The organism is Kitasatospora sp. NPDC052896 (genome assembly GCF_044547075.1).
Lineage (GTDB): Bacteria > Actinomycetota > Actinomycetes > Streptomycetales > Streptomycetaceae > Kitasatospora.
Map to the genome: position 1 here is coordinate 221,096 of NZ_JBITZU010000003.1, position 22,576 is coordinate 243,671.

Sequence of the window (22,576 nt, forward strand, 5' to 3'; positions counted from 1 at the left end):
GTCATCGTGGTCACCAGCCGGACGCCGTGTAGACCACGGCCCGGGCCTCCCGCTCGCCCCAGGCCAGTTCGCGCAGCAACGCCAGGGTGCCCGCGCCCGGGTCGATCAGCCGCACGCCCCGGCGGGCGTAGTCCTCGGCCAGCTCCGGCGACACCATGCCGCCGTGCGCGCCGGACGGCGCCCACGGGCCCCAGTGCACGGTCAGTGCCCGGTGCCCGGTGCCGGCCGCCCAGCGGGCGCCCAGCTCCTCCAGGGCGTCGTTGGCCGCCGCGTAGTCGGCCTGGCCCCGATTGCCCAGCGCGGCGGCGATGCTGCCGAAGAGCACCGTGAACCGCGGCCCGCCGGGCAGCTCGGTCAGCGCGTCGAGCAGCGCCCGGGCACCGTCCGCCTTGGTGGCGAAGACCCGCCGGAAGGACTCCGGGTCCTTCTCGGCGAACACCCGGTCCTCGATCACACCAGCCGCGAAGACCACGCCGTCGAGGCGGCCGTGCTCGGCGTACACCTCCTTGACGGCCTGCCGCAGGGCGGCCGGATCGGCCGCGTCCACGGCCCGGTAGCGGGCCGCCGAGCCCAGCGCCGACAGCTCGTCGAGGGTCGCCGCGACCTCGCGCCCGGCCAGCAGGCGGGACGCGGCGGCGTCGATCTCCGGCAGCGGTACGCCCCGCCCGGCGAGCACGGCCCGCAGCGCGGACCGGTCGTGGGCGGTGGCCGTCACCGGGTCCTCGGGGCCGTCCGGCGGCGCGGTCCGGCCGAGCAGCTCCAGCCGGCAGCGGGCGGCCGTCGCGAGGGTCGCCGCGAACCGCGCGGTGATCCCGCGCGCCCCGCCGACCAGCAGGACCACGGCGTCCCGGTCCAGGCCCAGCGCGGCGGCCTCGGCCACCCCGTCGCCGGCCGGCCCGGCGCCCGTGCTGCCCAGCACGCCGAGGCCGGACTCCGTGAGCACCAGGCCCTGACGGCCGGCCGGGCCGTGCAGCACCACCGGCTCGCGGTCCTCGGCCAGCAGCTCGCCGACCAGGGCGTCGGTGGCCTGCGCCGGGTCATCGACCTCGACCAGCCGTACCGAGGCGTCCGGGTACTCGCGGGCCAGCGTGCGGAACAGTCCGCGCAGCCCGTCCGCCCGGCCGGCGGTGGACGGTGCCGCGGTCCGGGCGGCGAGCAGCCAGCGGGGCGTCCGGGCCAGGGCGGCCTGCAGCACCGGCACCCGGCCCGGCAGCACCGGCGTGCCGTGTGCGGCGAGCGGGTCCAGCAGCAGCACGCCGTCCAACGGGCCGTCCGCCGAGGAGAGTTCGTGTGTCGCGTCGCGGGCCAGCACGGACGCGCCGTGCTCGGCGAGCCGTGCCGCCAGGGCCGCGGCGACCCCGTGGCCGTCCTCGCCCAGCACGGCGAAACGCTTGCCCGCCAGCGACTCCGGTGTCCCGGCCGGCCTGCTCAGCGGTACGGTCGCGAAGCGCAGTCGCACCGGCTCGTGGCCGACGAGGGCCGGCGCGGCGGGCGCGGGCACGGATTCGGGCTTCGCGGTGGGCCCGGCCGACCCCAGCCGGGGGCTGAGCCAGCCGGCGATGGCGGCGGCGGTGCGGGTGCGGGCGAGCTGCTCCAGCTCCTGGTCGCCCAGCGCGGTGAGGCCGGCGTCGGGGTGGTCGGCGAGCCGTCGGACCAGCCGGCCGACGATCTCGGTGCGCTTGATGGAGTCGATGCTGAGGTCGGCTTCGAGGTCGAGGTCGGGCTCGATCATGTCGGCCGGGTAGCCGGTCCGTTCGCTGATCACCTCCACCACGGCGCGCAGCACGTCGTCCTCGCCGAGCGCGGGTGCGGGCGCGTCGGCTGTGACCGGCTGATCCGGCCGTGCCGGCAGCACGACGGGTTCCTGCGGCAGTGCCGCCGCCGGAAGCGGGACGGCCGGGAGCGGGACGGCCGGCACGGCAGCCGGAGCGCCAGCCGCACCGAAGTACGTCAGCAGGACGTCGCGTTGAGCCGCGATCAGCTCCCGGCTGCTGCTGAGGAACTCCGAGACCAGGGCGTCCGCGCTCGCCTGCCGGTCGTCTCGCTGTGGTTCCCGCGTTGTCACCAAGGCCTCCGGCACGGGTCGGGCCGGTGCGAGCGCACCGGGCAGTAGGTCTCCTGCGGCGGTGCGCACCAGCTGTCCGTCCACCGTCCAGCCGGGCCGGCGCGGTGCTCGGGCCCGGCCGGCGTCCACCGCGTCGCGTCCGCGCAGCAGCCGATCGGTCCGCACCGGCACGCCCGCGACGGCCAGTTCGGCCAGCGCGTCGAGGAAGCCGGGCAGGCCGGCGCGGCGTCGCTCGAGGGGGACCGCCCGGTGAGGCCGCTCCCCGAGCACCTCCGACACCAGCCGGGTCAGCACCGACCCGGGACCGGCCTCGACGAAGACCCGGGCACCCGCTTCGTACATCGCCTCGATCTGTGCCGTGAACCGCACGGGCGCGCCGATCTGCGCGGCGAGTTCGGCCCGGATCGCCGCCGGGTCCGCCGGGTAGGCGGTGGCCGTCCGGTTCGACCAGACCGGGAACTCCGGCGCCCGCACGGGCCGGCTCGCCAGTGCCGCGGCGAACCGCTCGCCCGCGCCCGCCACCAGCGGGCTGTGGAAGGCGCACGCGACCGGCAGCCGCTTCACCCCGTACCCGGCCTCGCGCAGCAGCCGCGTGGCGGCCGCCACCTCCTCGGTCGGGCCGGACACCACCGTCTGCCGTGGTGCGTTGTGGTTCGCCGTCACCACCCGTCCGGCCGAATCGGCCGCCGCCAGCGCCTGTTCGACCTCCTCGGCGGAGGCCGTCACGGCGGCCATCGAACCCGGGTCGGCGCCCTCGCCGACCGCGTCGAGGATGGCCCGCGCCCGCTCGGCGCTGAGCGCCGGCAGGTCCTCCGCCGCCAGCGCCCCCGCCGCGCACAACGCGACCAGCTCGCCGTAGCTGTGGCCGCCCGCGAGCTGAGGCCGCACCCCGGCCAGCGCCAGCAGCTCGTACGCCGCCAGGCCGGTGATGCCCAGGGCCGGCTGGGCCACCCTGGTGTCGGTCAGTGCGGCCCGCTGCTCCTCCCGAGCCTCGGGCGTGAAGGCGGCCGGTGGGTACAGCGCGTCGGCGTACGCCCGACCCAGCCGCAGCTGTCGCCGCACCCCCGGGAACACCGTGAAGAGTTCCGCGAACATGCCCGGGCGCTGGCTGCCCTGCCCGGGGAAGAGGAACGCGACCTCGCCACCGGCTACCTGCTCCGCCTCCGCCAGGTACAGCCCGGAGGCCGGCGCGTGCTCCTCGGCGATCGCCCGGTGCAGCAGGTCGGCCAGCTCCGGAACGCTCGACGCCACCACCGCGGCCTGGACCGGCCCGCGCCCCGTCTCCGCCCGCCGGGAGGCGGCCAGCGCCAGGTCGCGCAGCCGCCAGGGCGCGCCGTCCGCCTCCGCGAGCCGCAGCAGCTCCGCCACGCCGCGCAGTGCCCGGGCCCGGTCCGCGCCGCGGAAGGTGAACAGCTCGGCCGGCCACTCCAGCAGTCCGTGCACCGGTGGCGGGCCGTCGTAACCCTTCAGCACCACGTGGAAGTTGGTGCCGCCGAAGCCGAACGCGCTGACACCGGCGACGCGTTCGGCCGGTGGCGCGGCCCAGGGTTGGGCCCGGGTGTGGAACGCGAACGGGCTCTCGCCCGGCCGCCAGGCCGAGTTGGGCTGTTCCAGGTGCAGGGTCGGCGGCTTCACTCCGGTGTGCAGCGCCAGCGAGGCCTTGATCAGGCCGGCCAGCCCCGCCGCGCACTTGGTGTGCCCGATCTGCGACTTGACCGACCCCAACGCACAACTCCCGGGCGTGGCCCCACCCTCCGCGAACACCGCGCTCAGTGTGGACAGTTCGGTCTGGTCGCCGACCACCGTCCCGGTGCCGTGCGCCTCCACCAGACCCACCTCGGCCGGCCTGACGCCCGCGCCGCGGTAGGCCCGCTCCAGCGCCGCCCGCTGCCCCTCGGGCCGGGGGGCCGTCAGACCCAGCGAACGTCCGTCGCTCGCGCTGCCGATGCCCTGGACCACCGCGTACACCCGGTCGCCGTCGCGTTCCGCGTCCACCAGCCGCTTCAGCACCAGGCAGGCCACCCCCTCGCCGAGCGCGATGCCGTCCGCCGACGCGTCGAACGGGCGGGACCGGCCGGTGGGGGAGAGCGCGTGCACCGAGGCGAAGAGCAGGTAGTCGTTGATCCCGTTGTGCAGGTCCGCGCCGCCGCACAGGGCCAGGTCGCTGGTACCCGCGACCAACTCCTTGCAGGCCACGTCCAGGGCGGCCAGCGAGGACGCGCACGCGGCGTCCACGGTGAAGTTGGCGCCGCCCAGGTCCAGCCGGTTGGCGATCCGCCCCGAGATGACGTTGGCCAGCATGCCGGGGAAGGAGTCCTCGGTGAGCTTCGGCAGTTGGGCCGCGATCGCCTCCGGCACCTCACCCAGGTAGGCCGGCAGCACCGCGCCCAGCACCCCCGCGTTCGACAGGTCGCTGCCCGCCTCCGCGCCGAACACCACACTGGTGCGGGAACGGTCGAAGGCCCGGCCGCCCTCGCCCCCGCCACCGTCGTACCCCGCGTCCAGCAGGGCCCGGCGCGCCGCCTCCAGGGCCAGCAGCTGCACCGGTTCGATGCTGCCCAGCGCGGACGGTGGGATGCCGTAGCCCAGCGGATCGAACGGGATGCGCGGTAGGAAGCCGCCCCACTTGGACGGGGTGGTACCGGGCTCGCCGTCCGCCGAGTGGTACAGCGCCGGGTCCCACCGCTCGGGCGGCACCTCGGTCACCGCGTCCACCCCGGCCACCACGTTCGCCCAGAACGCGGGCAGGTCGGGGGCCTGCGGGAACATGCCCGCCATGCCGATCACGGCGATCTCCAGCGGCGCCGGTGCCGGCTCCCCGGCCGCGAGGTCGGTGCGGCCCAGCCGCTCCGCGAGCTCCGCGGCCCGCCTGTCCAGGAAGTCGGCCGCGCCGATGCTCACGGCGGCGTGCAGTTCGGCCAGCGTGGTGGTGGCCGAACGCAGCACGGCGACCTGACCGGCCATGAACATGCCCCGCGCCAACTGCCCCTGCTCGTCCACCGTGGTGAGTTCCCCCGCCACCCGGTCGACGCCCTTGCTGGCGATCCGCAACCGGCCGACGTTCAACCGCTCCAGCTGCTCCCAGACCTCCCGGTCCGGCACGCTCGCGGCCCGCAGCCGTTCCCGGGTGGCCCGGAACTCCGTCGTGAACGGGCTGGGCACGCAGCGGGTGGCGTGCCCGGGGGCGGTCCGCAGCAGTTCCGTGCCGCGTGCCGCGAGCACCTGCCGCTGGAACTGTGGTTGCACCGCGCCGAGCGCCACCGCCTCCTCGGTGAACAGGTAGGCCGTGCCCATCAGCAGGCCCGCCGCCACCCCGCGCTCGGCCAGCGGCGCGGCCATCGCCGCCACCATCGCCGCCGAACGCTCGTCGTGCACGCCGCCCGCGAAGAGCACCTCGACCAGCGGCCGGTCGGGCGTCTCGTCGAGGAAGTCCGTCAGCACCGCCAACTGCGCCTCCCACAACGGGAAGGCGTACCGCGGACCGACGTGCCCACCGCACTCCGATCCCTCGAAGACGAACCTGCGCGCCCCGTCGTCCAGGAACTGCCGCAGCAGGCCGGGGGAGGGCACGTGCAGGAAGGTGCGGATGCCCGCGTCCTCCAACACCCGGGCCTGCGAGGGTCGTCCACCCGCGATCACCGCGTGGCTCGGCCGCGCGGCCAGTACCTGCGCCAACTGGGCACTGCGCACCTCCTCCGGTGCGAAGCCCAACACGCCGACTCCCCAGGGGAGTTCGCCGATGGCGACGGCGGTCCGCGCGAGCAGCTCGCGGGTCTGCTCCGGGCCGGCCAGTGCCAGTGCCACGAACGGCAGCGCGCCCGCCCCGGCCACCGCCGCCGCGAAGCCCGGCTGGTCGCTGACCCTGGTCATCGGCCCTTGTGCCACCGGGAGCCGGGTGCCCAAGGTGTCGCACAGCGGCGCACCGGGGCCGAGCGGTGCCGCCGTCGCGGCGGTCCGGGCGCCGTCCAGCGCGGCCTCGCGCACGGCACGTACGGCCGCTCCGGCAGTTCTCCACCGGTCGGCGAATCTCGCCGCGAGGAAGCCGTCCTGACCGACAGTCAGCTCACCGCATCCGGGTTCGCCCGGTCCGCCGCGTCGCAGCACGCGGCGCCCCTCGAGCACGGTGGTCTCGGAGCCGTCCATGCCGCGCACGATGGCGGCGGCCTCCTCCGGTGCGGCGGACTCCGCCAGCAGCGCGAGTTGACTGTCGAGCACCACCCCGGCCGCGCCGCCGGCCACCGCCGCCGCGGCGGTGTGCACCCCGATCCCGCCCGCGGCCCACACGGGCACCGTGATCTCCGGTGCGCTCAGCAGCAGTTGGAGCAGGACGAAGGTGCTGAGCTCGCCGACCCGGCCCCCGCTCTCACCGCCGCGGGCGACGAGTCCGTGGGCGCCGGCGCGGACGGCGGCCACGGCCTGTTGGAGGTCGGTCACTTCGATCAGCAGTCGGTGTCGCGGGGCGAGTGCCGCGAGGTCCCGGTCGGCGGCGTCGGGGGCCAGCAGCAGGGTGTGCGGCCCCGCGGGGTCGCGTAACTCCTCAGGTGTGATGCGGCAGTTCGGGCCCAGGCGGACACCGAACCGGCCGGGCGTGCTCTCGCGGAGTCGGGTCAACTCCTCCCGTGACCCGCGGTCACCGGTCCCGAGATCCAGCACGCCCAACGCACCCGCGCGGCACACGGCCTCGGCCAGCGCGGCGTCCGGTTGCTGGAAGGGGGTGATCCCGATGACGATGTCGACCGGCGGCGAACTGGGCCTCATGAACTCTCCGATACGCATCATGGTGCACGTGGGGGCGGATGACTCGCGGTACGGGGAGGTACTGGGCTACCCTCCGCTGAGGCAGGAGGGCGCCATCGCACGATTGCGCTGTCCGGTGCGACACTGACGCTACTGATCGGTAGTGCCTGTCAGGTTAAGCCCACATTGCGCGTCCATGTCAATCCTCTCGCCAGTGTGGACACGGTGGATGGGCGGGTGACAAGTCGCGTGTCAGGCAGCCCGGTTGGGGCTGGCCTCGCGGCGAAGGAGGCGGACCGCGACCGTCGGGCCGGCCGGGTACGAGTGGTTGAACCGCCCAGCGGGCGAGCCGGCGTTCGTCACGCCGACCGCAGTCCCGCTCCGTCGGGTTCGCACGTTCCTACCGCAGGGTCGGTACGGCGCCGCACTCCACCAGCTCCAGCTCCACACCCGGCAGCCCCCTGCCCCACCGCTCGGCGATCCCGGCCAGCCGGGCCGCGTCCGGTGGGGCCTGACCGAGGCCGATCGCGTACCGGAGCCCCGACGGGCCGGTCTCGAACGGGCGGGGCCAGGCGTGTGCGTCGATCGCGCCGGCCTCCTCCAGGGCGGTGAGCAGGGCCCGCATCCGCCCCCGGACCCGGCCCAGGAGCTCCTCCACCTCCCCGGTCCGGTCCGCGGGGACCGTCAGCACCGCCCAGGCGGCGTGCCGGCGGTGCAGGGGCGGCGGCGAGAGCAGCTCGGTCCACGGATCGACACCGGACCCGGCCGCCGCCTCCAGCACCTCCCACGCGCGGTAGAGCTCCTGGGTCAGCAGCGCCAGCCCACCGGCGCCGACCTGCTCGGCGCAGTTGCGCACCGGACGGGACGGCGTGGCGACGGTCACCGCCGTCGGCCCGGTGCCGGTGCCGGTGCCGGCACCGCTGAGCTCGACCGGTTCCCGCCAGTCCCAGGCGGCCCAGCTGCCGAAGAAGTGCCGGAGCAGCTCGCCACCCGTCAGCTCGCCGGCCTCGCGCACGGTCCGGGCCGCCAGCACGGACCAGGCCAGCCCCGGCAGCCCACCGAACGGCGCCGAGTCGAGGCCACGCGCCCTCGCCCATGCCTTCACCTGCCCGGCCAGCCGGGCGAAGGCGGCGTGCCGGTCGCCGACCGCGGCGCGCACCGTGTCCGCGTCGCTGACCGCGCTCAGCGCGATCGCGGCCGGCTCGCCCAGCTCGGCCCGGCGGGTCACCGCCTCGCCGGGGGCGAGTGGTCCGGTGCCGACCAGGACCAGGTCGACGTCCAGCTCGCCGACGCGCAGCCGCAGGCCCGGCACCCGGGCACCGGTCACCTGCCGCAGCCGGGTGGCGTCCGGCAGCGCGGCGGCCACCCGCGCCCCGACCTCCGTCGGATCGACGGCACCCGGCAGGGCCGCCACCAGGTCCAGGTCCGCACCGGCCAGCGCGCAGCCCATCCGCCGGGACCCGACGAGGTGCACGACCCCCTCGTCCAGCGCCTCGGCGATCCGCGCGGTGATCCGCTCGTCCGCGGCCGGGGCCAGCGCGCTGACGGGGTCGTCGGGCAGCCAGCGGACCTCGCCGGTGCCCAGTGCGACGGTGGCCCGCGGCCGCATCGGCTCGTCGCCCCGGCGGGAGAGCAGCACCAGCTCGCCCACCCGGGCCGACCGACCGGTGAGCCGGGCGGCGCACTCGGCGGCGAGTTGCTTCGGCTGCCGGCTCCGGCCCAGCGACAGGTGCGGGGTGAAGCCCTCGGCCCGCCCGTGGCAGCGCGGGAAGCGCTCCGCCAGCGCCCGGTACAGGCCGGCCCACGGCGCCCTGCCGGCGGCGGCCGGGTCGAGCCAGACGGTGGCGTCCGCCCGGTGCCGGAAGCTGTGCACCCCCTCCAGCCGGGCGGTGAAGGGCGCCGTTCCGCCAGCCGCGGCGGCGAGCAGCGGCGCCGCCCGCTCGAAGTCGGATTCCGGCACGAAGCCGAAGAGCAGATTGACGTGTGGTGGCCACCGGCGGACCTGCGGATCGTGCTCCCAGCGGATGTCCTGGATCGCCGGCCACAGCTCCGCGGGCGGCAGCCACGCCACGGCGGTACGCGCCGTCGGCGCGGCGTCGAGGACGTCGGCGGGCTCGGCCCCGCCGAAACTCAGCTCCGCTTCCACACCGTAATGGTCCGACACGAACGGCCCGTCCGCGCTGGGCAGCTCGCCGCGCAGGACGGCCGCGCTCGCCCGGGGCCCGCCCGCCCGCAGCAGTACCCGGTCCAGCCAGCCGGCCCGCCCGGTCAGCGAGGAGACCGCGGCCAGCGGATTGCCGCCCGGGTCGAAGGTGGGGGCGCGGTCGTCGGGCCCGTGCACCTCGGTCCAGACATCCCGCAGGCCGAGTACGGCGGCCGGGCCGTCCGGGCCGTCGCCACCGTCGTTGAAGTCGCCCAGCACCACCAGGTCGCCCTCCAGCCCGGCCAACCCCTCGGCGAGCCAGGCGAGTTCGGCCCGCCGCCGGTCCGCGCCGCGCTCCGAGTGGTCGCTGCTCAGGTGGGTGGCGGCCACTACCAGCGGGCCGGCGGCGGTCCGCACGGTGACGGCGGTGACGGCCTTGTGCGGGCCGAGCACGTGGTACCCCGCCTCGCGCACGGGCAACCGGCTGAGCAGCAGCAGCCCGCTGTCCTCGACGTCCCGCCCGGTCGGGGCGGTGCCCAGGGTGTAGCCGGCGCGGACCCAGGGGGAGTCCAGCAGCGCGGTGAGCAGCCCGGGCTCGACCTCCTGCAGCGCGATCACGTCCGGGGTGGCCTCTGCCAGGGCCGTCAGCAGCAGCGGACGGCGCCGGGCGGTGTCGATGCGCTCGCTGTCGTAGCGGTCCCAGAGCGTGTTCCAGGTCAGCACGCGCAGGCGCGTCGCGGTCGGTGCGGCAGCCGGGGGCGCGGCGTCGGCGGGGCGCCATCCGGCCGCCGCCGGGTCCCACGCGTGCGGCGTGCTGGCGGTGAAGAACGGTGCCCGCAGCAGCCGCGGCTCGCCGACCCGGCCGGCCTCCAGCGCGTCGAGGCGGTCCACGCCCCCGGCCCGGTCCCACACCAGCTCGCCGTCAGCCTCGACGAACAGCACTCGGTGCCACGGGACGTCGCCGCCCGGGGCGAAGGCGTCCAGCGGTATCCGCCTGGGCGTGGTGCCGCGCTGCTGGACGCCCAGTACGAACCGGGCCGGGTCGAACCGCGGATCCCAGCGCACCCGGTGGTAGATCTCCTCGCTCGTGCGCATCAGACGTCCTCCCCGTCCTCTTCCTGAAGCCCTCCGGCGACGTCGCCGACGATGCCGTCCGACCCGACGTACCAGGTGCGGTGCGCCTGGCCGGGGTAGGGCGGGGTGAAGCGGTGCAGCTGCGCGGCGAGCACCTCCGGCGGCACCGGGTGCGAGCGCCGCGCGTTGCGACGGATCAGCTCGGCCTCCTCGACCAGCACGACCGCGTGCGTGACCAGGGTGTCGCGGCGCTCCGCCACCGCGTGCACCAGCGAACGCTGGTGCTGGTTGAGCGAGGTGGCGTCCCAGACCACGGTCACGCCGGGGACCAGCGCGGCCTCCAACCGGTGCAGCCCCTCCCGCAGCACGTCCACGTTCTCCCGCTGGTCCGCCCGGGAGCCACGCGCGGCCCGCAGGTCGTCGAGGCTGACGTGCGCCGCCACGCCGGGCAACCGGCCGGCGAAGCCGCTCTTCCCGCTGCCCGACGGGCCGACCAGGTGGATCAGTCGGGGGAACGCCCCGGACCGCCACCGCCAGCTCGCCGCCACGGCCTCCTCGACGGTGGAGATCCGCCCCCGCGCGTACGCCTCCCCGGCCTCGGCCCAACACCGGTCGGCCGCCTCGGCGTTCAGCCCGGCGAGAGCGTCGCGCAGGCCCGAGCGCAACCACCGCAGCGGCGCCGCACCGAGCAGTCCGCCGTCCTCGGCGTGCAGCGCGGACCACTCGACCCACCCCCGGGCCTCGTCAACTCCACTGTCCGTAGGGCCGGTCAGGGCCGCCGCGGCGACCGCGTGCAGCACCCCGAGGTCGGCGGCCCGTGCCAGCCGAACCAGCCCGGCCCGGCGCCGCTCGTCGGGGTAGGGGCGTTGCAGGCCCGGATACAACCCGACGAGATCGGCGACCCGCCGGGCCAACGGCAGACCCAGCGGCCCGATCAGCCGGGGCGCCAGCCGCTCCCGCCGGCCGTCGCGCAGCAGCACGGCCAGCACGCCCGCCAGCCGCGCGTCGCCCGAACGTCCCAGCGCGTCAAGCCGGTCGGCGACATCCGCCACGGCTGCCGCGGTGCCGGGCGAAGCCTCCGCCGGCATCCCCACGGCGTCCGCCAGGGCCGCTGGATCGGGGGCGGCGCCCGAACACACCGCCCACAGCGCGGCGGTGGGGGCCAGTCCGTTCGCCACCACCTCGGCGTGCATCCAGTGGGTGTCGGTCCGCACGTGCCCCGGACGCACCCACTTGGCGACCCGCCGGCCGAACTCCGCCCGGCCGAAACCCTCGACGGTCCGGACGACGTAACCCTCCTGCCGTTCGGCGTCGAGTCGCAGCGCGCGCAGCGCCCGCTCGTCGAGGACGCCGCGCCACAGCACGCGCGGTGTCGGCACGCCCAGCCGGTGCAGGAAGCGAACCGTCCGGTCCCAGTCCAGGCAGCGGTCGTCGTCCCAGACCGAGAACCCGTAGAACCAACTCTCCAGCTCCTGATAGCCGATCGAGTGCCGCGCGAAGAGGTTCTCCCCGCACACCCGCCAGCCCGACGGGATCGCCGCACCGATCCGCCCCTGCAGGCCCTTGACCCAGGCCCGCGACGGATGGTGGGCGGAGTCCGGCGAACGGGCGTGCAAACCGTCGGAGTAGAGCGTGGTGTTCCCCGTCGAGCTTCTCGGTGACCACGACCTCCCGGCCCCGCAGGCCCGCCAGCCCGTCGACCCCGACGTCGTCCGGCGTCGCCCCCGGCGACCAGGGCAGATGCGGCGTGCGGGGATAGTGCACGCGCATGATCTGATCCGTTCCCTGTGTCGACGCCGTGCCGCGGACACTCTACGAAGCCCGGGCGGACCGGATCCATCGAGTAACCGCCAGCCGTCCACCAGCCGGGCCATCGGCGGGAGGGCTGTCGGTGAGCTGCGGACCGTCCTAGGATCAACACGCTCTGCATTCGGATTGGGGGACGGTATGGCGGCAGCGGGATCGTCTTCGGGGGGAGCGCAGGAGGCTCGGCGACGGGAGCGGGTGCTACGTGAGCAGTGGCGGACGGCCTGGGAGCAGGTGGGCCGCTGGCGGACGACGGACGAGGAGAGCCACCTGGCGGCGCAGCTGCTCCTGCTGGCTCAGCGCGGCTGGCGGCTGCTGATGGACAGGGGGTGGCCGGTCGGTCGCGCCCGGGACGCGGGCGTGCTGTTGATCGGTCCGGGCGGCGTGTTCGTCGTCGGTCTTGCCGGCGGCGATGGTGCAGACCTCACCGGTGCCGGCGGATCGTCGGGTGGTGACTCCGCCACGGACGGCCGGGTCGCCGCGCTGCTCGCGGCGGTCCGCGGCGTCGAGCGTGGCGTGGAGTCACTCGGCCTGTCCCCGGTGGCGGTCCAGCCGGTGCTGGCCGTGGCCGGTGAGCGGGTTGGCGGCTCGGTCGGCCGGGTCCGCCTGCTGGGCGGCCGTGAGCTCGCCGCGGCGCTCGCGGCCGAGCGGCGGCGAGTGGTGCAGCCGATGGTACGTGCCATCGCGGACCACCTCCTCGGCGTGTTGCCCGGTTACGAGTCGGTGGTGGTGGCTGCCCCGGCCGCGCGGCCGACCGACGCTCCGATCACCGGGCCTGACGGACTGTTCGATGTCACCGCGCTGCGTGACGCCGAGCTGGCGGCCGCGCTGCGCGCACCGGTCGAGCGGTGGATGACGTTCCTGCACCCCGATCAGGTGGCCCTGGTGCGGCGGAACTGGTCGGGGCCGGCCCGGATCAGCGGACCCGCGGGCACGGGCAAGACGGTGGTCGGCCTGCACCGGGCCGCGTACCTGGCCCGGCGCACCACGGGCCGGATCCTGTACGTCACCTACGCGAACAACCTGCCGCGGGTGCAGGGCACCTTCCTGCGCGCCATGGCGCCGGCGACCAGTGACCGGGTGGAGTTCCACAGCGTGCACGCCTGGGCCCAGGAGTTCCTCCACGAGCGTGGCGTGCCGGTGAGACTGAACGGTGACAAGGCCGAGGACGCCTTCAGTCGGGCCTGGCTGAGCACCGGCCGGGCGACCTGCCTGTCCGAGATCGACCCGGCGCCGCGCTACTGGCACGAGGAGATCGACCACGTCATCAAGGGACGTGGTCTGACGAGCTTCGAGAAGTACGCCACGCTGAACCGGCGCGGCCGGCTGGCCACCCTGCGGCGCTCGCACCGCGAGGCGGTGTGGGCGCTGTACCAGGAGTACCAGCGCCTCCTCGCCGAGCGTGAGATCCACGACTTCAACGACGTGCTGGCGCTGGCCCTGGCCGAGGCGGCCCGGGAGGCGGACCGCCCGCGCTACGCGGCGGTCATCGCCGACGAGGTTCAGGACCTCACCCTGGTGGGAGTGCGCCTGCTGCACGCCCTGGTCGGCGACGCCGCCAACGGCCTGCTGCTCATCGGTGACGGCCAACAGGCCGTCTACCCGGGCGGGTTCCGACTCGGCGACGCCGGAGTGGACGTGCGCGGTGACCGTGGCCAGGTGCTGCGGGTCAACTACCGCAACGCGAGGGAGATCCTCGAGGCGGCCCTGTCCGTGGTCGCCGACGACGCGTTCGATGACCTGGACGGCACCCGCACCCTGGGCACCCGGGACGTCGAACTCACCTATCACGACGGCCGGGTGATCCGCGTCGGGACGGCCACCCTCGCGGAGCACGACCAGGCCCTGTTGGACTCGCTGCACCGGCATGCCGACGCCGTCGCGGGGGAGCCGTCGGCCGGCGGCGAACCCGGGTCGACGGCGGTCTGGGGAGACATGGCGGTGCTGTGCCCCACCCGGCGGGGGATCGCCCACTATCAGCGACTGCTGACCAGGGCCGGTATCCCCGTCTGCCTGCTGGACCATTACGACGGTCACCCCGTGGACGCCGTCAAGATCGGCAGCTACCGTCGTGCCAAGGGCCTGGAGTTCAAGCACGTTTGGCTGCCGGAACACGACAGCTCGCTGAAGAGCGCCGGCACCGCCGGGCGGACGGGCGCGGGCGGCACGGACGACGAGGTGGGACGAGAGCGTGCGGCCCTGGCACGCAGTCAGCTCTTCGTCGCGATGACGCGGGCCCGCGACACGCTGTGGCTCGGCCGGGTCACCGACGGGGTCACCGACAGCTGAGCCCTTCGGCCCCCGGGGCGCGGCTACCGGGCGGGCCCGCCGCCGACCGCCTGGAGTGCTTGCCAGGCGTCGGCGGCGGCCGCTTCGGCGCGCGGTGTCCCGGGGCCGCGCAGCCACTGGGTGATCAGGCCGATGACGGCTCCGGCGGCGCAGCCGGCGCGCAGCTCGACGCCCGGTGCGTCGGCCGCGCCGACCCCGGCCGCGACCAGCTGCCGTGTCACCTGCCCGGCGACCAGCTGGTGCAGTCGGTTGATGAACCGGGCCGAGCCGCAGGGGCCGAGCATCCGCTGGTAGAGCACGGTGTTCGCCTCGACGTGCCGGAAGATGGCGACGAACGTCAGCGGCATCGCCTCCGGCAGTACCACCAGGGGGCAGCGCGCGACCAGGTCGACCAGGCCGGCCAGCTCGTTCTCCATCGCGTCCAACAGCAGCTCGTCGCGGTCACGATAGTGCTGGTAGACGGTCGCGCGGTTGATGGTGGCCCGCTCGGCGACGTGGGCGATGGTGATGGAGCCGGGTTCGCGTTCGGCGGCGAGCTCCAGCACGGCGGCCCGCAGCAGTGCGCGGGTCCGCAGCACCCGGGGATCGACGCGTTTGCTTCCGTCGTCTGTCGAGGAGCGTGACATCTGCTCAGCTTACACCGGTTAGGCAACAGATGTCGCTGACTGCGGAGTGCCGAACGCCTGGTCCGGGTTGCCGGTCGGGTCGGCCAACAGGCCGTACTCGATGGCGCGGACCACCGCGAGCGTCCGGTTCGGGCAGTTCAGTTTGGCCAGGACGTTGCCGACCAGCCGCTTCACGCCGTGCTCGGAGATCTGCAGGCGCCGGGCCGCCTGCTTGTTGCTCAGCCCCTTGGCCACCAGTCCGAGGACCTGGAGCTCGCGCGGCGTCAGTCCGGTGCCGGGCGTCCCCCACGGTTGCGCGTCGGCGGGCGGCGGCCCCGACTGCCGCAGCACCCGGCGGGCCAGCGAGGCCGATACGTAGAACTTGCCCGCGATGATGTCGGAGATGGCGTCGTCGAAGATCCGGGGGGTCAGCCCGGACCAGTCGACCAGGGCCTGGACGCAGGAGTGGGTGGTCTGCGGCACCCCGACCGGGTCGGAGCTGTCGGCCAGTAACAGCAACCGGACCTGTCGTGCGCTCAGGGCGTCGGCGGCGGCCAGGTTCTCGGTCGCGGCGAGCTCGGTCGCGGCCGTCACCACCAGGTCGGCGGTGTCGGCGCCGGCGCGCATCGCCTCCTCGCCGGTGCTGAAGCAGCTCACGGTGGCCACTCCGGGCAGCTGGCGGAGCATCCCTTCGACGCCGTATCTGCTGACCTCGTTCGCCAGGATCAGCGCGAGCCCGAGGCCGATCCCGTTCGATCGGATTGACACTTCGATTCCCCCTATGGAACGTGGTACTTGCGTTGGGCGAGGGCGGGGACGGCGATCGCCGAGAAGTGATCGGTCCCGGCCGGTAGGTCGGTCACCACCCAGTTGTCGAATTCGCATCCGGGAACGGTGTGGAGAACCTTCGCCCTGAGTTGCCCGGGTCGCACGTCGATTTCCCCGAGTGCGGCTTCTATTCCTATTCCGCTGGCCTTCACCACGGCCTCCTTCCGGGTCCAGCACCGGATGAACTCGGCGGCGCGGAATTCCGGCGGGACGCTGTCGAGGTGTCGGCGCTCGTCTGCGCTCAGGATCGCGGGCGAGAGCGAGGACGGGTCCACCGCGCGCTCCCGCTCCAGGTCGACGCCCACCCGGACCGCCTCGGCGGCCGCGCACAGCCAGTAGGGACCGGACCGGGAGAAGCTGAACTCCCAGTCCGTGCGCGGCGCGCGGACGTAAGGGCGGCCGTGGCCCGCGCGGCCGCAGCCGGCACACGGGTGGCGGTCGAAGCGGAGCGCCGCCGGGGCGCAGCCGAGCGCCTGGCCGAGGAACCGTCTCAGCTCGACGTGCGCGGCGGCGAACCGCGCGGCGCGGACCGGATCGCGGAAGGCCGCGAACCGGCCGCGCTCCTCGGCCGAGAGAATGTCCAGGTCGCCTGGTGCGAGCCGGCCGGTGGACCGTCCGGACCGCACCAGAACCCCGTCCGGAATCGCGTTCGGCGCGAACGCGTCAAAAGCCTCTGAAGTCAACGTGTCCATGCTGACGAAGTACCTCCCCCGTTTGCGCGGTTAGCCCCCTCCTCACCCGCGCCGCGGCCCGGCTCGGAATCCACCGGTCGCGTTTGCCATGCAACACGGCCCCGCTGTACTTCCGCTGTACACGGTGGATCATGAAGGCCGGCCGGACCGGCCTTCCGCCGGGGGAGGCGGAAGGGTGGGGTGGCCGAGTGAGGTACCCGAAAGGGGCCTCGTCCCGCCGCCGGAAGGCCCCCTCGCGCGGACTCCCGACCCGCCCCCGGCCGCCGGAGGATGTTGACGACTCTGCCGACGCCCGTACGGAGGAGACGAGCCGAGGGGCGAGTGAATCCCCGTCCGGTGGACGCAGACCGCCACCGCCGGCCGCACGCCGGCGTTCACAGAAGGGCCGAGCAGGTATGACCTCCCGACGGCAACACCCTCCGGTCGCCCGAGTGACCACGGACGATCCCCGGCCGACCGTCCGCGAAACGGACGTCTGCGTGGTCGGCGGCGGTGCCACCGCGCTGTACACCGCGCTGCTCTCCGCCCGCGCCGGCCACTCGGTCGTCCTGGTCTCGCCGCAGGCCGAGTTCCAGGAGGCCGGAGCGGGCATCTCGCCGCTGCTGGCCCCGCCGACCCTCGGCCTGCTCGCCGCCGAGGGGATCGACGAGGAGCTCGTCGCGGCCGGCCAGCGGGTCCTCGGCGTGGACGACCACGGCACGGCCGGGATGCTCTCCAGCTGGCGTTACGCGGACCACCCCGGGATCGCCCGGCCGTACGGCCTGACCGTGCCGACCGGCACCGTCATCCAGGCGCTGCTCGCCAGGCTGCGCGCCGAGCCGCGCGCCACCGTGCTGACCGGTGAGACCGTGGCCGGGGTCGAGCAGGACGCGCGGAGCGTGCTGCTCACCTTCGAGCGGCCCGCCGAACAGGAGGGTGCCGCGCCGACGCGCCGGTGGATCAGGGCCCGGTACGCCGTCGCCGCCGACGGTCGGCAGTCCGCGCTGCGCGAGCTGGTCGGTGTCCGGCTGGACGTCTCGCCCTTCGACCGGCCGGCCTGGCTGCTGGTCGGTCCGGCCGTTCCGGGCCGCGAACCGGTGCTGCTGGTGCGGCACCAGGCGCCGCGCGCGCTGTTCACCATTCCCACCCCCGGCCCGTCGATCGCCATCGTGTGGTCACCCGACCGGGAGCAGGAGGAGCGGCTGGAGCGGGGCGGCCCGGCCGAGCTGGCCGACCAGCTGAAGGACGTCGATCCCGAGCTGTCCGGGTGGCTGGGCGAGGTCGCCGGCCGTACCTCGCCGGTGATGCGGTTGGGCTTCTCGCTCTGGCGGGCGCCTTCGTGGCGGGTCGGCCGGGTGCTGCTGGTCGGCGAGGTGGTGCACGGCCTGCACACCCTCGGCGGCCAGGGGCTCAACCAGTCGCTGCATGGTGCCGCCTCGGCGGCCAGGGCGATCGCCGACGTGTTCGCCTCCGGCGACCCGGGCCGGATCGAGGAGTACGAGCGGGTGCGCCGCCCGCACGTCGAGCGGTTGCAGGGCCTGCAGTGGAAGCTGCAGGCCCTCGGCTACGACAGCACGCCCCCGGTGCGGGGCGCGCACGAGGACTTCATCGACGTGATGACCGCCCTGCCGCCGGAGCTGGCCGCCCAGCTCGGCCGCACCGGTGAGCAGCCGGCCTGACGGTCGGGCCGCACGGACGGACGGAGGGTCCCCCGGTCAGGGGGACCCTCCGTCCGGTTCGGCCACGGTGGCGGCCGGTCGGCCTCAGTTCGGGAGCTCGCCGCTCTCCAGGTAGGCGACCGTGCGGCCGACCGTGCTGAGCCGGTCGAAGACGTCGTTCGGGACATCGACGCCGAAGCGTCGCTGGACCAGGACGAACACCGACACGATGGACAGCGAGTCGAGCTGGAGGTCCTCGACGAACGAGGCCTCCGGGGTCACCTGGTCGGCCGGGACCTCGGCGACCTCGTCCAGGATCTCCGTGAGGACCTGCAGGGTTCCGCTCTGAACGGTGCTCATGATCGATCTCCTTGAGGGGTGTTGACGGACGGTGGGGCGGCGGCCGGGACGGGCGGCCCGACCGGCTTCAGCGGCAGCCGGACCACCTGGCCCGCCCAGACCAGGCCGGTGCCGAAGGCCAGCAGCAGGGCGAGCCCGCCGGGCCGGGCGGCGCCGGCGGCGAGCAGCTGCTGCATGGCCAGCGGGATGGAGACGGCGGAGGTGTTGCCGTGCGTCTCGATGCTGTGGGCCACCGCGACGTGGCCGGGCAGCTTCAGCTCGCTGACGAGCTGGTCGGTGATCCGGTCGTTGGCCTGGTGCGGGATGAACGAGTCGAGGTCGTCGACGGTCACCCCGGCCCGGTCGAGCGCCTGCTGGGCGACCGGGCCGAGCTGGTAGGCGGCCCACCGGAACACCTCGCGGCCGACCATGGTGATCCGCGGCCAGGGGGTGCCCGGGACGTCGCGCAGCGCGGCCCAGGAGGCCGTCTGCCGGATGGTGTCCTTCTGGGAGCCGTCCGAGCCCCAGGCGACCGGGCCGATGCCGGGCCGCTCGCTCGGCCCCACCACGACCGCGCCGGCGCCGTCGCCGAACAGGAAGGCGGTGCTCTTGTCCTGCTGGTCGGTCAGGTCCGAGAGCCGTTCCACGGCGATCAACAGCACGTACCGGGCGGTGCCCGCGGCCACCATGTCGGAGGCCAGCGACAGGCCGTAGCAGAAGCCGGCACAGCCGGCCGCGATGTCGAAGGCCCCGGGCGCGTCGGCGCCGATCCGCTCCGCGACCGCGGCCGCCAGCGAGGGCAGTTGGTGCAGGTGCGTGACGGTGGAGACGATCACGCACCCGATCTGGCCGGCGGCGATCCCGGCGTTCTTCAGCGCCCGTTCGGCGGCGGTGGCGGCCATGAACTCCACCGTCTCCGTCGGGGCGGCCCAGTGCCGCAACCGGATGCCGGAGCGGCTGCGGATCCACTCGTCCGAGGAGTCGATCCGCTGACAGACCATCTCGTTGGTGACGGCTCGCGACGGCAGGTAACAGCCCAGCCCGAGCAGGCCGGCCGGTGCTCCCCGGAACGTCGAAGTCCGTTCTGTGGACGATCGGTTCACGACGCCGCCAGCGCGGGCTCGAAGTCCTCCGGGCCACACCAGCGGACCAGCGCGGAGCCCATGCTGAAGCCCGATCCGAACGCGGTGAGCAGCACCTGGTCGCCGGGCGACAGCCGGCCGAGGTCCTCCGCCTCGCGCAGCACGAGGGGCACACTGGCTCCCGAAGTGTTGCCGTACTTCTGGATGTTGACGACCGTGCGGTCCATCGGCACGCCGAGCTCGCGCATGATGCCCCGCAGGATGTACAGGTTCGCCTGGTGCAGCGCGAACAGGTCGATGTCGTCGGCGCTCCGCCCGGCGGCGGCCAGCACCTCCCGGATGAACCCGGGCACCCGGCCGACCGCGAAGTCGTGTACGGCCTTGCCGTTGAGGGCGCCGAAGTTGTCACCGAAGGCGCTGCGCAGCGGCGTGCCGTCGCGGCGCGTGCGCTGCTCTCGGGCCACCCAGACCGACTCGTAGCCGGACGGGTCGCTGCGCAGCAGCGTGGTGCCGATCCCGCGGCCCGGCAGACACCGTTCCAGCAGGTAGCAGGCCGCGCCGTCGCCGAAGATCACCGCCGGGGCCGGGTCCTTCCAGTCCATGGTCCGGGTGCTGACGTCCGCCAGCACCACGGCGACCCGGCGGAACTGGCCGGTGGCGACGTACTTGGCACCCACGTCGAGCGCGAACACGCCCCCGGGGCAGGCTCCGCTGTTGACGTCGAAGCCGGTCGCGCCGGTCGCGCCGGACTTCCGGATGACGAGCATCGCGGTGGGCGGCGTCATGTTGTCGGGCGTGTAGGTGCCGCACACGACCAGGTCGACGTCGGCCGGGGTGATCCCGGCGCGCTCGCAGGCCTCCAGCAGTGCCGCGGCGGCGAGATCGGAGGTCCACTCGCCCTCGGCGGCCATCCGGCGGTTCTCCACGCCGATGTTCGCCCGGATCCAGTCGTCCCGGGTGAGCAGGATCTCCTCCAAGTCGGCGTTGCTGACAACCTTCTCCGGAAGGTGGCGGCCGATCGCCCGGATGCCCACACCCCAGGGCCGCGGCTCGGTGTCGAAGTTCTCCATAGCGGGTCTACCACTCACTTTCACGAGGTGGGGTCAGATGAGCTTCCGTCGGGTCTCGCGACGGTTCGCCCTGGCCTTCTCCCAGGCCGCGACCGCCCCCGCCAGCAGATGCGGATGGCCGTGCAGCACCTGCGCCAGGGCCCGTTCGGCGTCGGTGGCGTCGGCGAGGAACTCCAGCTCCAGCCGGCCGCCGCGGGCGCGCAGGAAGTTGTCGCCCATCACCACGAGCTTGCCGTCGGGCACCCCGCGCGAGCAGAGCACCGTCCCGGCCAGCGGCGAGTCGTCGATCCCCAGGTGGAAGTCGATGATCCAGGCGTAGTCGGTGACCTCCAGGTGCTGGTCGGCGAAGCGGTACACCGGCGACCAGATCCCGTCGGCGCCCGCGCGCAGCAGCGTTCGGTAGCCGCCCTCCTCGATCACCCGGAACTGCCAACCGCCTTGCCGCTGCGGCTCGTCGGCGATCCGCAGCGGCTCCAGCGGGGAGAGCATCAGGAAGCCGACGTCCACCAGCCAGCTCTCGTCCTGCGCCTCGACGACGATCACCAGATGGTCCCAGTGCGGCCACCAGTCGCCGCCGACCCGCCACATCTGGCCGGCCACCAGCTTCACCTCGAAGCCGAGGCCGCGCAGGAACTCGCCGAACAGCGGCGTGGCCTCCAGACAGGTCCCACCGCGCCGCCGGCGGACCACCCGGTCGAACGCCTCCGCGCGGTCCAGCGTCGGCAGGCCGCCGTCCAGCGAGTCCAACATCTCGTACGGGACCGCGAGCAGATGGGCCGAGGTGAGCGCCCGAAGGCACTCGACGGTCGGCTCCAGCGGTCCGGAGTACTCCAGGCGGCGCAGGTAGTCCGGCCACCCGAGTGCCCCGGAACCGGGCGCTCCGGAGGCGGGGGACCCGGGGCCGGGAGACGCGGACGAACTGGACACGGCGGATTCCAAGGGATGCTCCGATGACTGTGGGAACGGAGGTCGCGGTCTCGCCCGACCTTGCCGTCATGAAGTCTCGGCGAGCGTGTGGCGGGGGATAAGACCCGACTGCCCTGACCGAAGGTGCAGCCCGATGACCTCGCTCCGGTGGTGAGGTTCGGCTACCTGGATCAGGTCTTGGCGGTCCGGCCGGAGCGGGCGAAAGTACCCAGGGTACTCAGCCGCGACCCTGGAGAGGCGACCGATGGAGAGCAACGCCCTGGAGACGGAGGAGACCGGATCGGCGCCGGGCCCGGTGCACCGCAGCATCCTGACGGTGCCGCCCGCACTGGCCGACCAGCAGCTGATCGCCCGGATGGGCATCGAGATCACCTCGTGGGACCCGGACCGGATGGTCGGCACCATGCCCGTCGCGGGCAACCGGCAGCCCTTCGGCTGGCTGCACGGCGGCGCCAACGCCGTCCTCGCCGAGACCCTCGGGTCACTGGCGGCCGGGCTGTACGTGGCGCCCCGCGGCGCGGTCGCGGGACTCGAACTGTCCTGCACGCACCACCGGTCCGCCCGCAGCGGCATCGTGACCGGGATCTGCACCCCGCTGCACCGGGGCGACCAGGTGGCCACCTACCAGGTCGAGATCACCGACAGCCGCGGCCGGCCCACCTGCACCGCCCGGCTGACCTGCCTGGTCAGCAAGCGCTGAACCGAAAGGCGGATCCATGTCCACGCACACAGCCCAGCGGCCGGGCGCCCCGGCCGGCCCCGGCCACCAGCTGGGGCCGGCGCCGGGGCCGACGGAGTTCCGCCGGGCGATGGGCCTGCTGCCCACCGGCGTCGCCGTGGTCACGGTCGGCAGCGGCGAGCAGGCCGAGGCGGTGACGGTCGGTTCGCTCACCTCGATCTCGCTGGACCCGATGCTCGTCCTGGTGAGCCTCGGCAGCACCGGGCGGCTGGTCGCCGCCATCGAGCGGGCCGGCGGCTTCGCCGTGAACGTCCTGACCGTGGACCAGACCGAGCTGGCCGGCGACTTCGCGGCCCGCGACCGCCCGCGCGGCCGGGCCGCCGAGGACCGGCTGGGAGGGGTGGTCGGCGCCGGCGGACACCTGCTGCTGCCCGACGCGGTGCTCTCGCTGGAGTGCCGCACCGAGCACCGCTACCCGGGCGGCGACCACGTCCTGTTCCTCGGCCGGGTCGACACACTGCACGTGCCCGAGCCGGCCCGGCGACCGCTGGTGCACCACCGCGGCGCCTACACCGGGCCGGCCGAGCTGTGCTGAGCCGGCCC

The 22,576-nt window shown here is 74.6% G+C and carries 12 protein-coding genes and 2 pseudogenes; 4 read left to right on the forward strand and 10 right to left on the reverse strand.

What is annotated here, in order from left to right; genetic code table 11:
• Positions 1 to 10: 10 nt before the first annotated feature.
• The 3 genes and pseudogenes from ACIGXM_RS09705 to ACIGXM_RS09715 all read right to left on the reverse strand — a co-directional run bounded on the left by ACIGXM_RS09705 (position 11) and on the right by ACIGXM_RS09715 (position 11,789).
• A complete protein-coding gene (locus tag ACIGXM_RS09705; protein WP_396558717.1) occupies positions 11 to 6,823 on the reverse strand; it encodes an SDR family NAD(P)-dependent oxidoreductase in 6,813 nt (2,270 codons plus the stop codon).
• Between the two features lie 379 nt (positions 6,824 to 7,202).
• Positions 7,203 to 10,040 carry a poly(A) polymerase gene (locus tag ACIGXM_RS09710; protein WP_396558719.1) on the reverse strand — a complete coding sequence of 946 codons (2,838 nt, stop codon included), beginning with the start codon at positions 10,038 to 10,040 and terminating at the stop codon, positions 7,203 to 7,205.
• Positions 10,040 to 11,789 (reverse strand): annotated as a pseudogene (locus ACIGXM_RS09715) (RNA ligase family protein). Before ACIGXM_RS09715 ends, ACIGXM_RS09710 begins: the two are co-directional and overlap by 1 nt.
• A 234-nt stretch (positions 11,790 to 12,023) precedes the next feature.
• Here ACIGXM_RS09715 and ACIGXM_RS09720 point away from each other — a divergent pair.
• The gene (locus ACIGXM_RS09720; RefSeq protein ID WP_396558721.1) at positions 12,024 to 14,114 is read left to right on the forward strand and encodes a UvrD-helicase domain-containing protein; all 2,091 of its coding nucleotides are present in this window, start codon (positions 12,024 to 12,026) and stop codon (positions 14,112 to 14,114) included.
• Between the two features lie 23 nt (positions 14,115 to 14,137).
• On the opposite strand, the gene ACIGXM_RS09725 is transcribed toward ACIGXM_RS09720, so the two are convergent.
• The 3 genes from ACIGXM_RS09725 to ACIGXM_RS09735 are packed head-to-tail and all read right to left on the reverse strand — an operon-like array spanning position 14,138 to position 16,230.
• Positions 14,138 to 14,740, reverse strand: coding sequence for a TetR/AcrR family transcriptional regulator (locus ACIGXM_RS09725; RefSeq protein ID WP_396558723.1), 603 nt, complete (start codon positions 14,738 to 14,740; stop codon positions 14,138 to 14,140).
• 18 nt (positions 14,741 to 14,758) lie between these two features.
• Positions 14,759 to 15,487 (reverse strand): response regulator transcription factor, encoded by a 729-nt coding sequence (locus ACIGXM_RS09730; protein ID WP_396558725.1) that lies wholly within the window; start codon positions 15,485 to 15,487, stop codon positions 14,759 to 14,761.
• Positions 15,488 to 15,498: 11 nt separating this feature from the next.
• Positions 15,499 to 16,230, reverse strand: coding sequence for a 4'-phosphopantetheinyl transferase family protein (locus ACIGXM_RS09735; protein ID WP_396558727.1), 732 nt, complete (start codon positions 16,228 to 16,230; stop codon positions 15,499 to 15,501).
• Between the two features lie 440 nt (positions 16,231 to 16,670).
• Between ACIGXM_RS09735 and ACIGXM_RS09740 the strand changes: the two genes are divergently transcribed.
• Entirely contained in the window at positions 16,671 to 17,897 is a 1,227-nt protein-coding gene (locus tag ACIGXM_RS09740; RefSeq protein WP_396558729.1) for an FAD-dependent oxidoreductase, read from the forward strand.
• Between the two features lie 84 nt (positions 17,898 to 17,981).
• Here ACIGXM_RS09740 and ACIGXM_RS09745 read toward each other — a convergent pair whose 3' ends face one another.
• The 4 genes and pseudogenes from ACIGXM_RS09745 to ACIGXM_RS09760 all read right to left on the reverse strand — a co-directional run bounded on the left by ACIGXM_RS09745 (position 17,982) and on the right by ACIGXM_RS09760 (position 21,294).
• The gene (locus ACIGXM_RS09745) at positions 17,982 to 18,236 is read right to left on the reverse strand and encodes an acyl carrier protein (protein ID WP_396558731.1); all 255 of its coding nucleotides are present in this window, start codon (positions 18,234 to 18,236) and stop codon (positions 17,982 to 17,984) included.
• A gap of 71 nt (positions 18,237 to 18,307) precedes the next feature.
• Positions 18,308 to 19,318 (reverse strand): annotated as a pseudogene (locus ACIGXM_RS09750) (beta-ketoacyl-ACP synthase III); the annotation flags it as partial.
• Positions 19,315 to 20,367 (reverse strand): 3-oxoacyl-ACP synthase III family protein, encoded by a 1,053-nt coding sequence (locus tag ACIGXM_RS09755; RefSeq protein WP_396558733.1) that lies wholly within the window; start codon positions 20,365 to 20,367, stop codon positions 19,315 to 19,317. The pseudogene ACIGXM_RS09750 and the gene ACIGXM_RS09755, both read right to left, overlap by 4 nt.
• Positions 20,368 to 20,400: 33 nt before the next feature.
• Positions 20,401 to 21,294, reverse strand: coding sequence for an arylamine N-acetyltransferase (locus ACIGXM_RS09760; protein ID WP_396558735.1), 894 nt, complete (start codon positions 21,292 to 21,294; stop codon positions 20,401 to 20,403).
• Positions 21,295 to 21,538: 244 nt separating this feature from the next.
• Here ACIGXM_RS09760 and ACIGXM_RS09765 point away from each other — a divergent pair, with 244 nt between their 5' ends.
• A complete protein-coding gene (locus ACIGXM_RS09765; RefSeq protein ID WP_396558737.1) occupies positions 21,539 to 21,994 on the forward strand; it encodes a PaaI family thioesterase in 456 nt (151 codons plus the stop codon).
• A gap of 16 nt (positions 21,995 to 22,010) precedes the next feature.
• The gene (locus ACIGXM_RS09770) at positions 22,011 to 22,568 is read left to right on the forward strand and encodes a flavin reductase family protein (RefSeq protein WP_396558739.1); all 558 of its coding nucleotides are present in this window, start codon (positions 22,011 to 22,013) and stop codon (positions 22,566 to 22,568) included.
• The last annotated feature ends 8 nt before the right edge of the window (positions 22,569 to 22,576 follow it).

Coding starts and splice junctions, on each gene's coding strand:
- ACIGXM_RS09705 (WP_396558717.1), bottom strand. CDS start 6,823: ATGAGGCCCAGTTCGCCGCCGGTCGACATCGTCATCGGGATCACCCCC.
- ACIGXM_RS09710 (WP_396558719.1), bottom strand. CDS start 10,040: ATGCGCACGAGCGAGGAGATCTACCACCGGGTGCGCTGGGATCCGCGG.
- ACIGXM_RS09725 (WP_396558723.1), bottom strand. CDS start 14,740: ATGTCACGCTCCTCGACAGACGACGGAAGCAAACGCGTCGATCCCCGG.
- ACIGXM_RS09745 (WP_396558731.1), bottom strand. CDS start 18,236: ATGAGCACCGTTCAGAGCGGAACCCTGCAGGTCCTCACGGAGATCCTG.
- ACIGXM_RS09755 (WP_396558733.1), bottom strand. CDS start 20,367: ATGGAGAACTTCGACACCGAGCCGCGGCCCTGGGGTGTGGGCATCCGG.
- ACIGXM_RS09765 (WP_396558737.1), top strand. CDS start 21,539: ATGGAGAGCAACGCCCTGGAGACGGAGGAGACCGGATCGGCGCCGGGC.
- ACIGXM_RS09770 (WP_396558739.1), top strand. CDS start 22,011: ATGTCCACGCACACAGCCCAGCGGCCGGGCGCCCCGGCCGGCCCCGGC.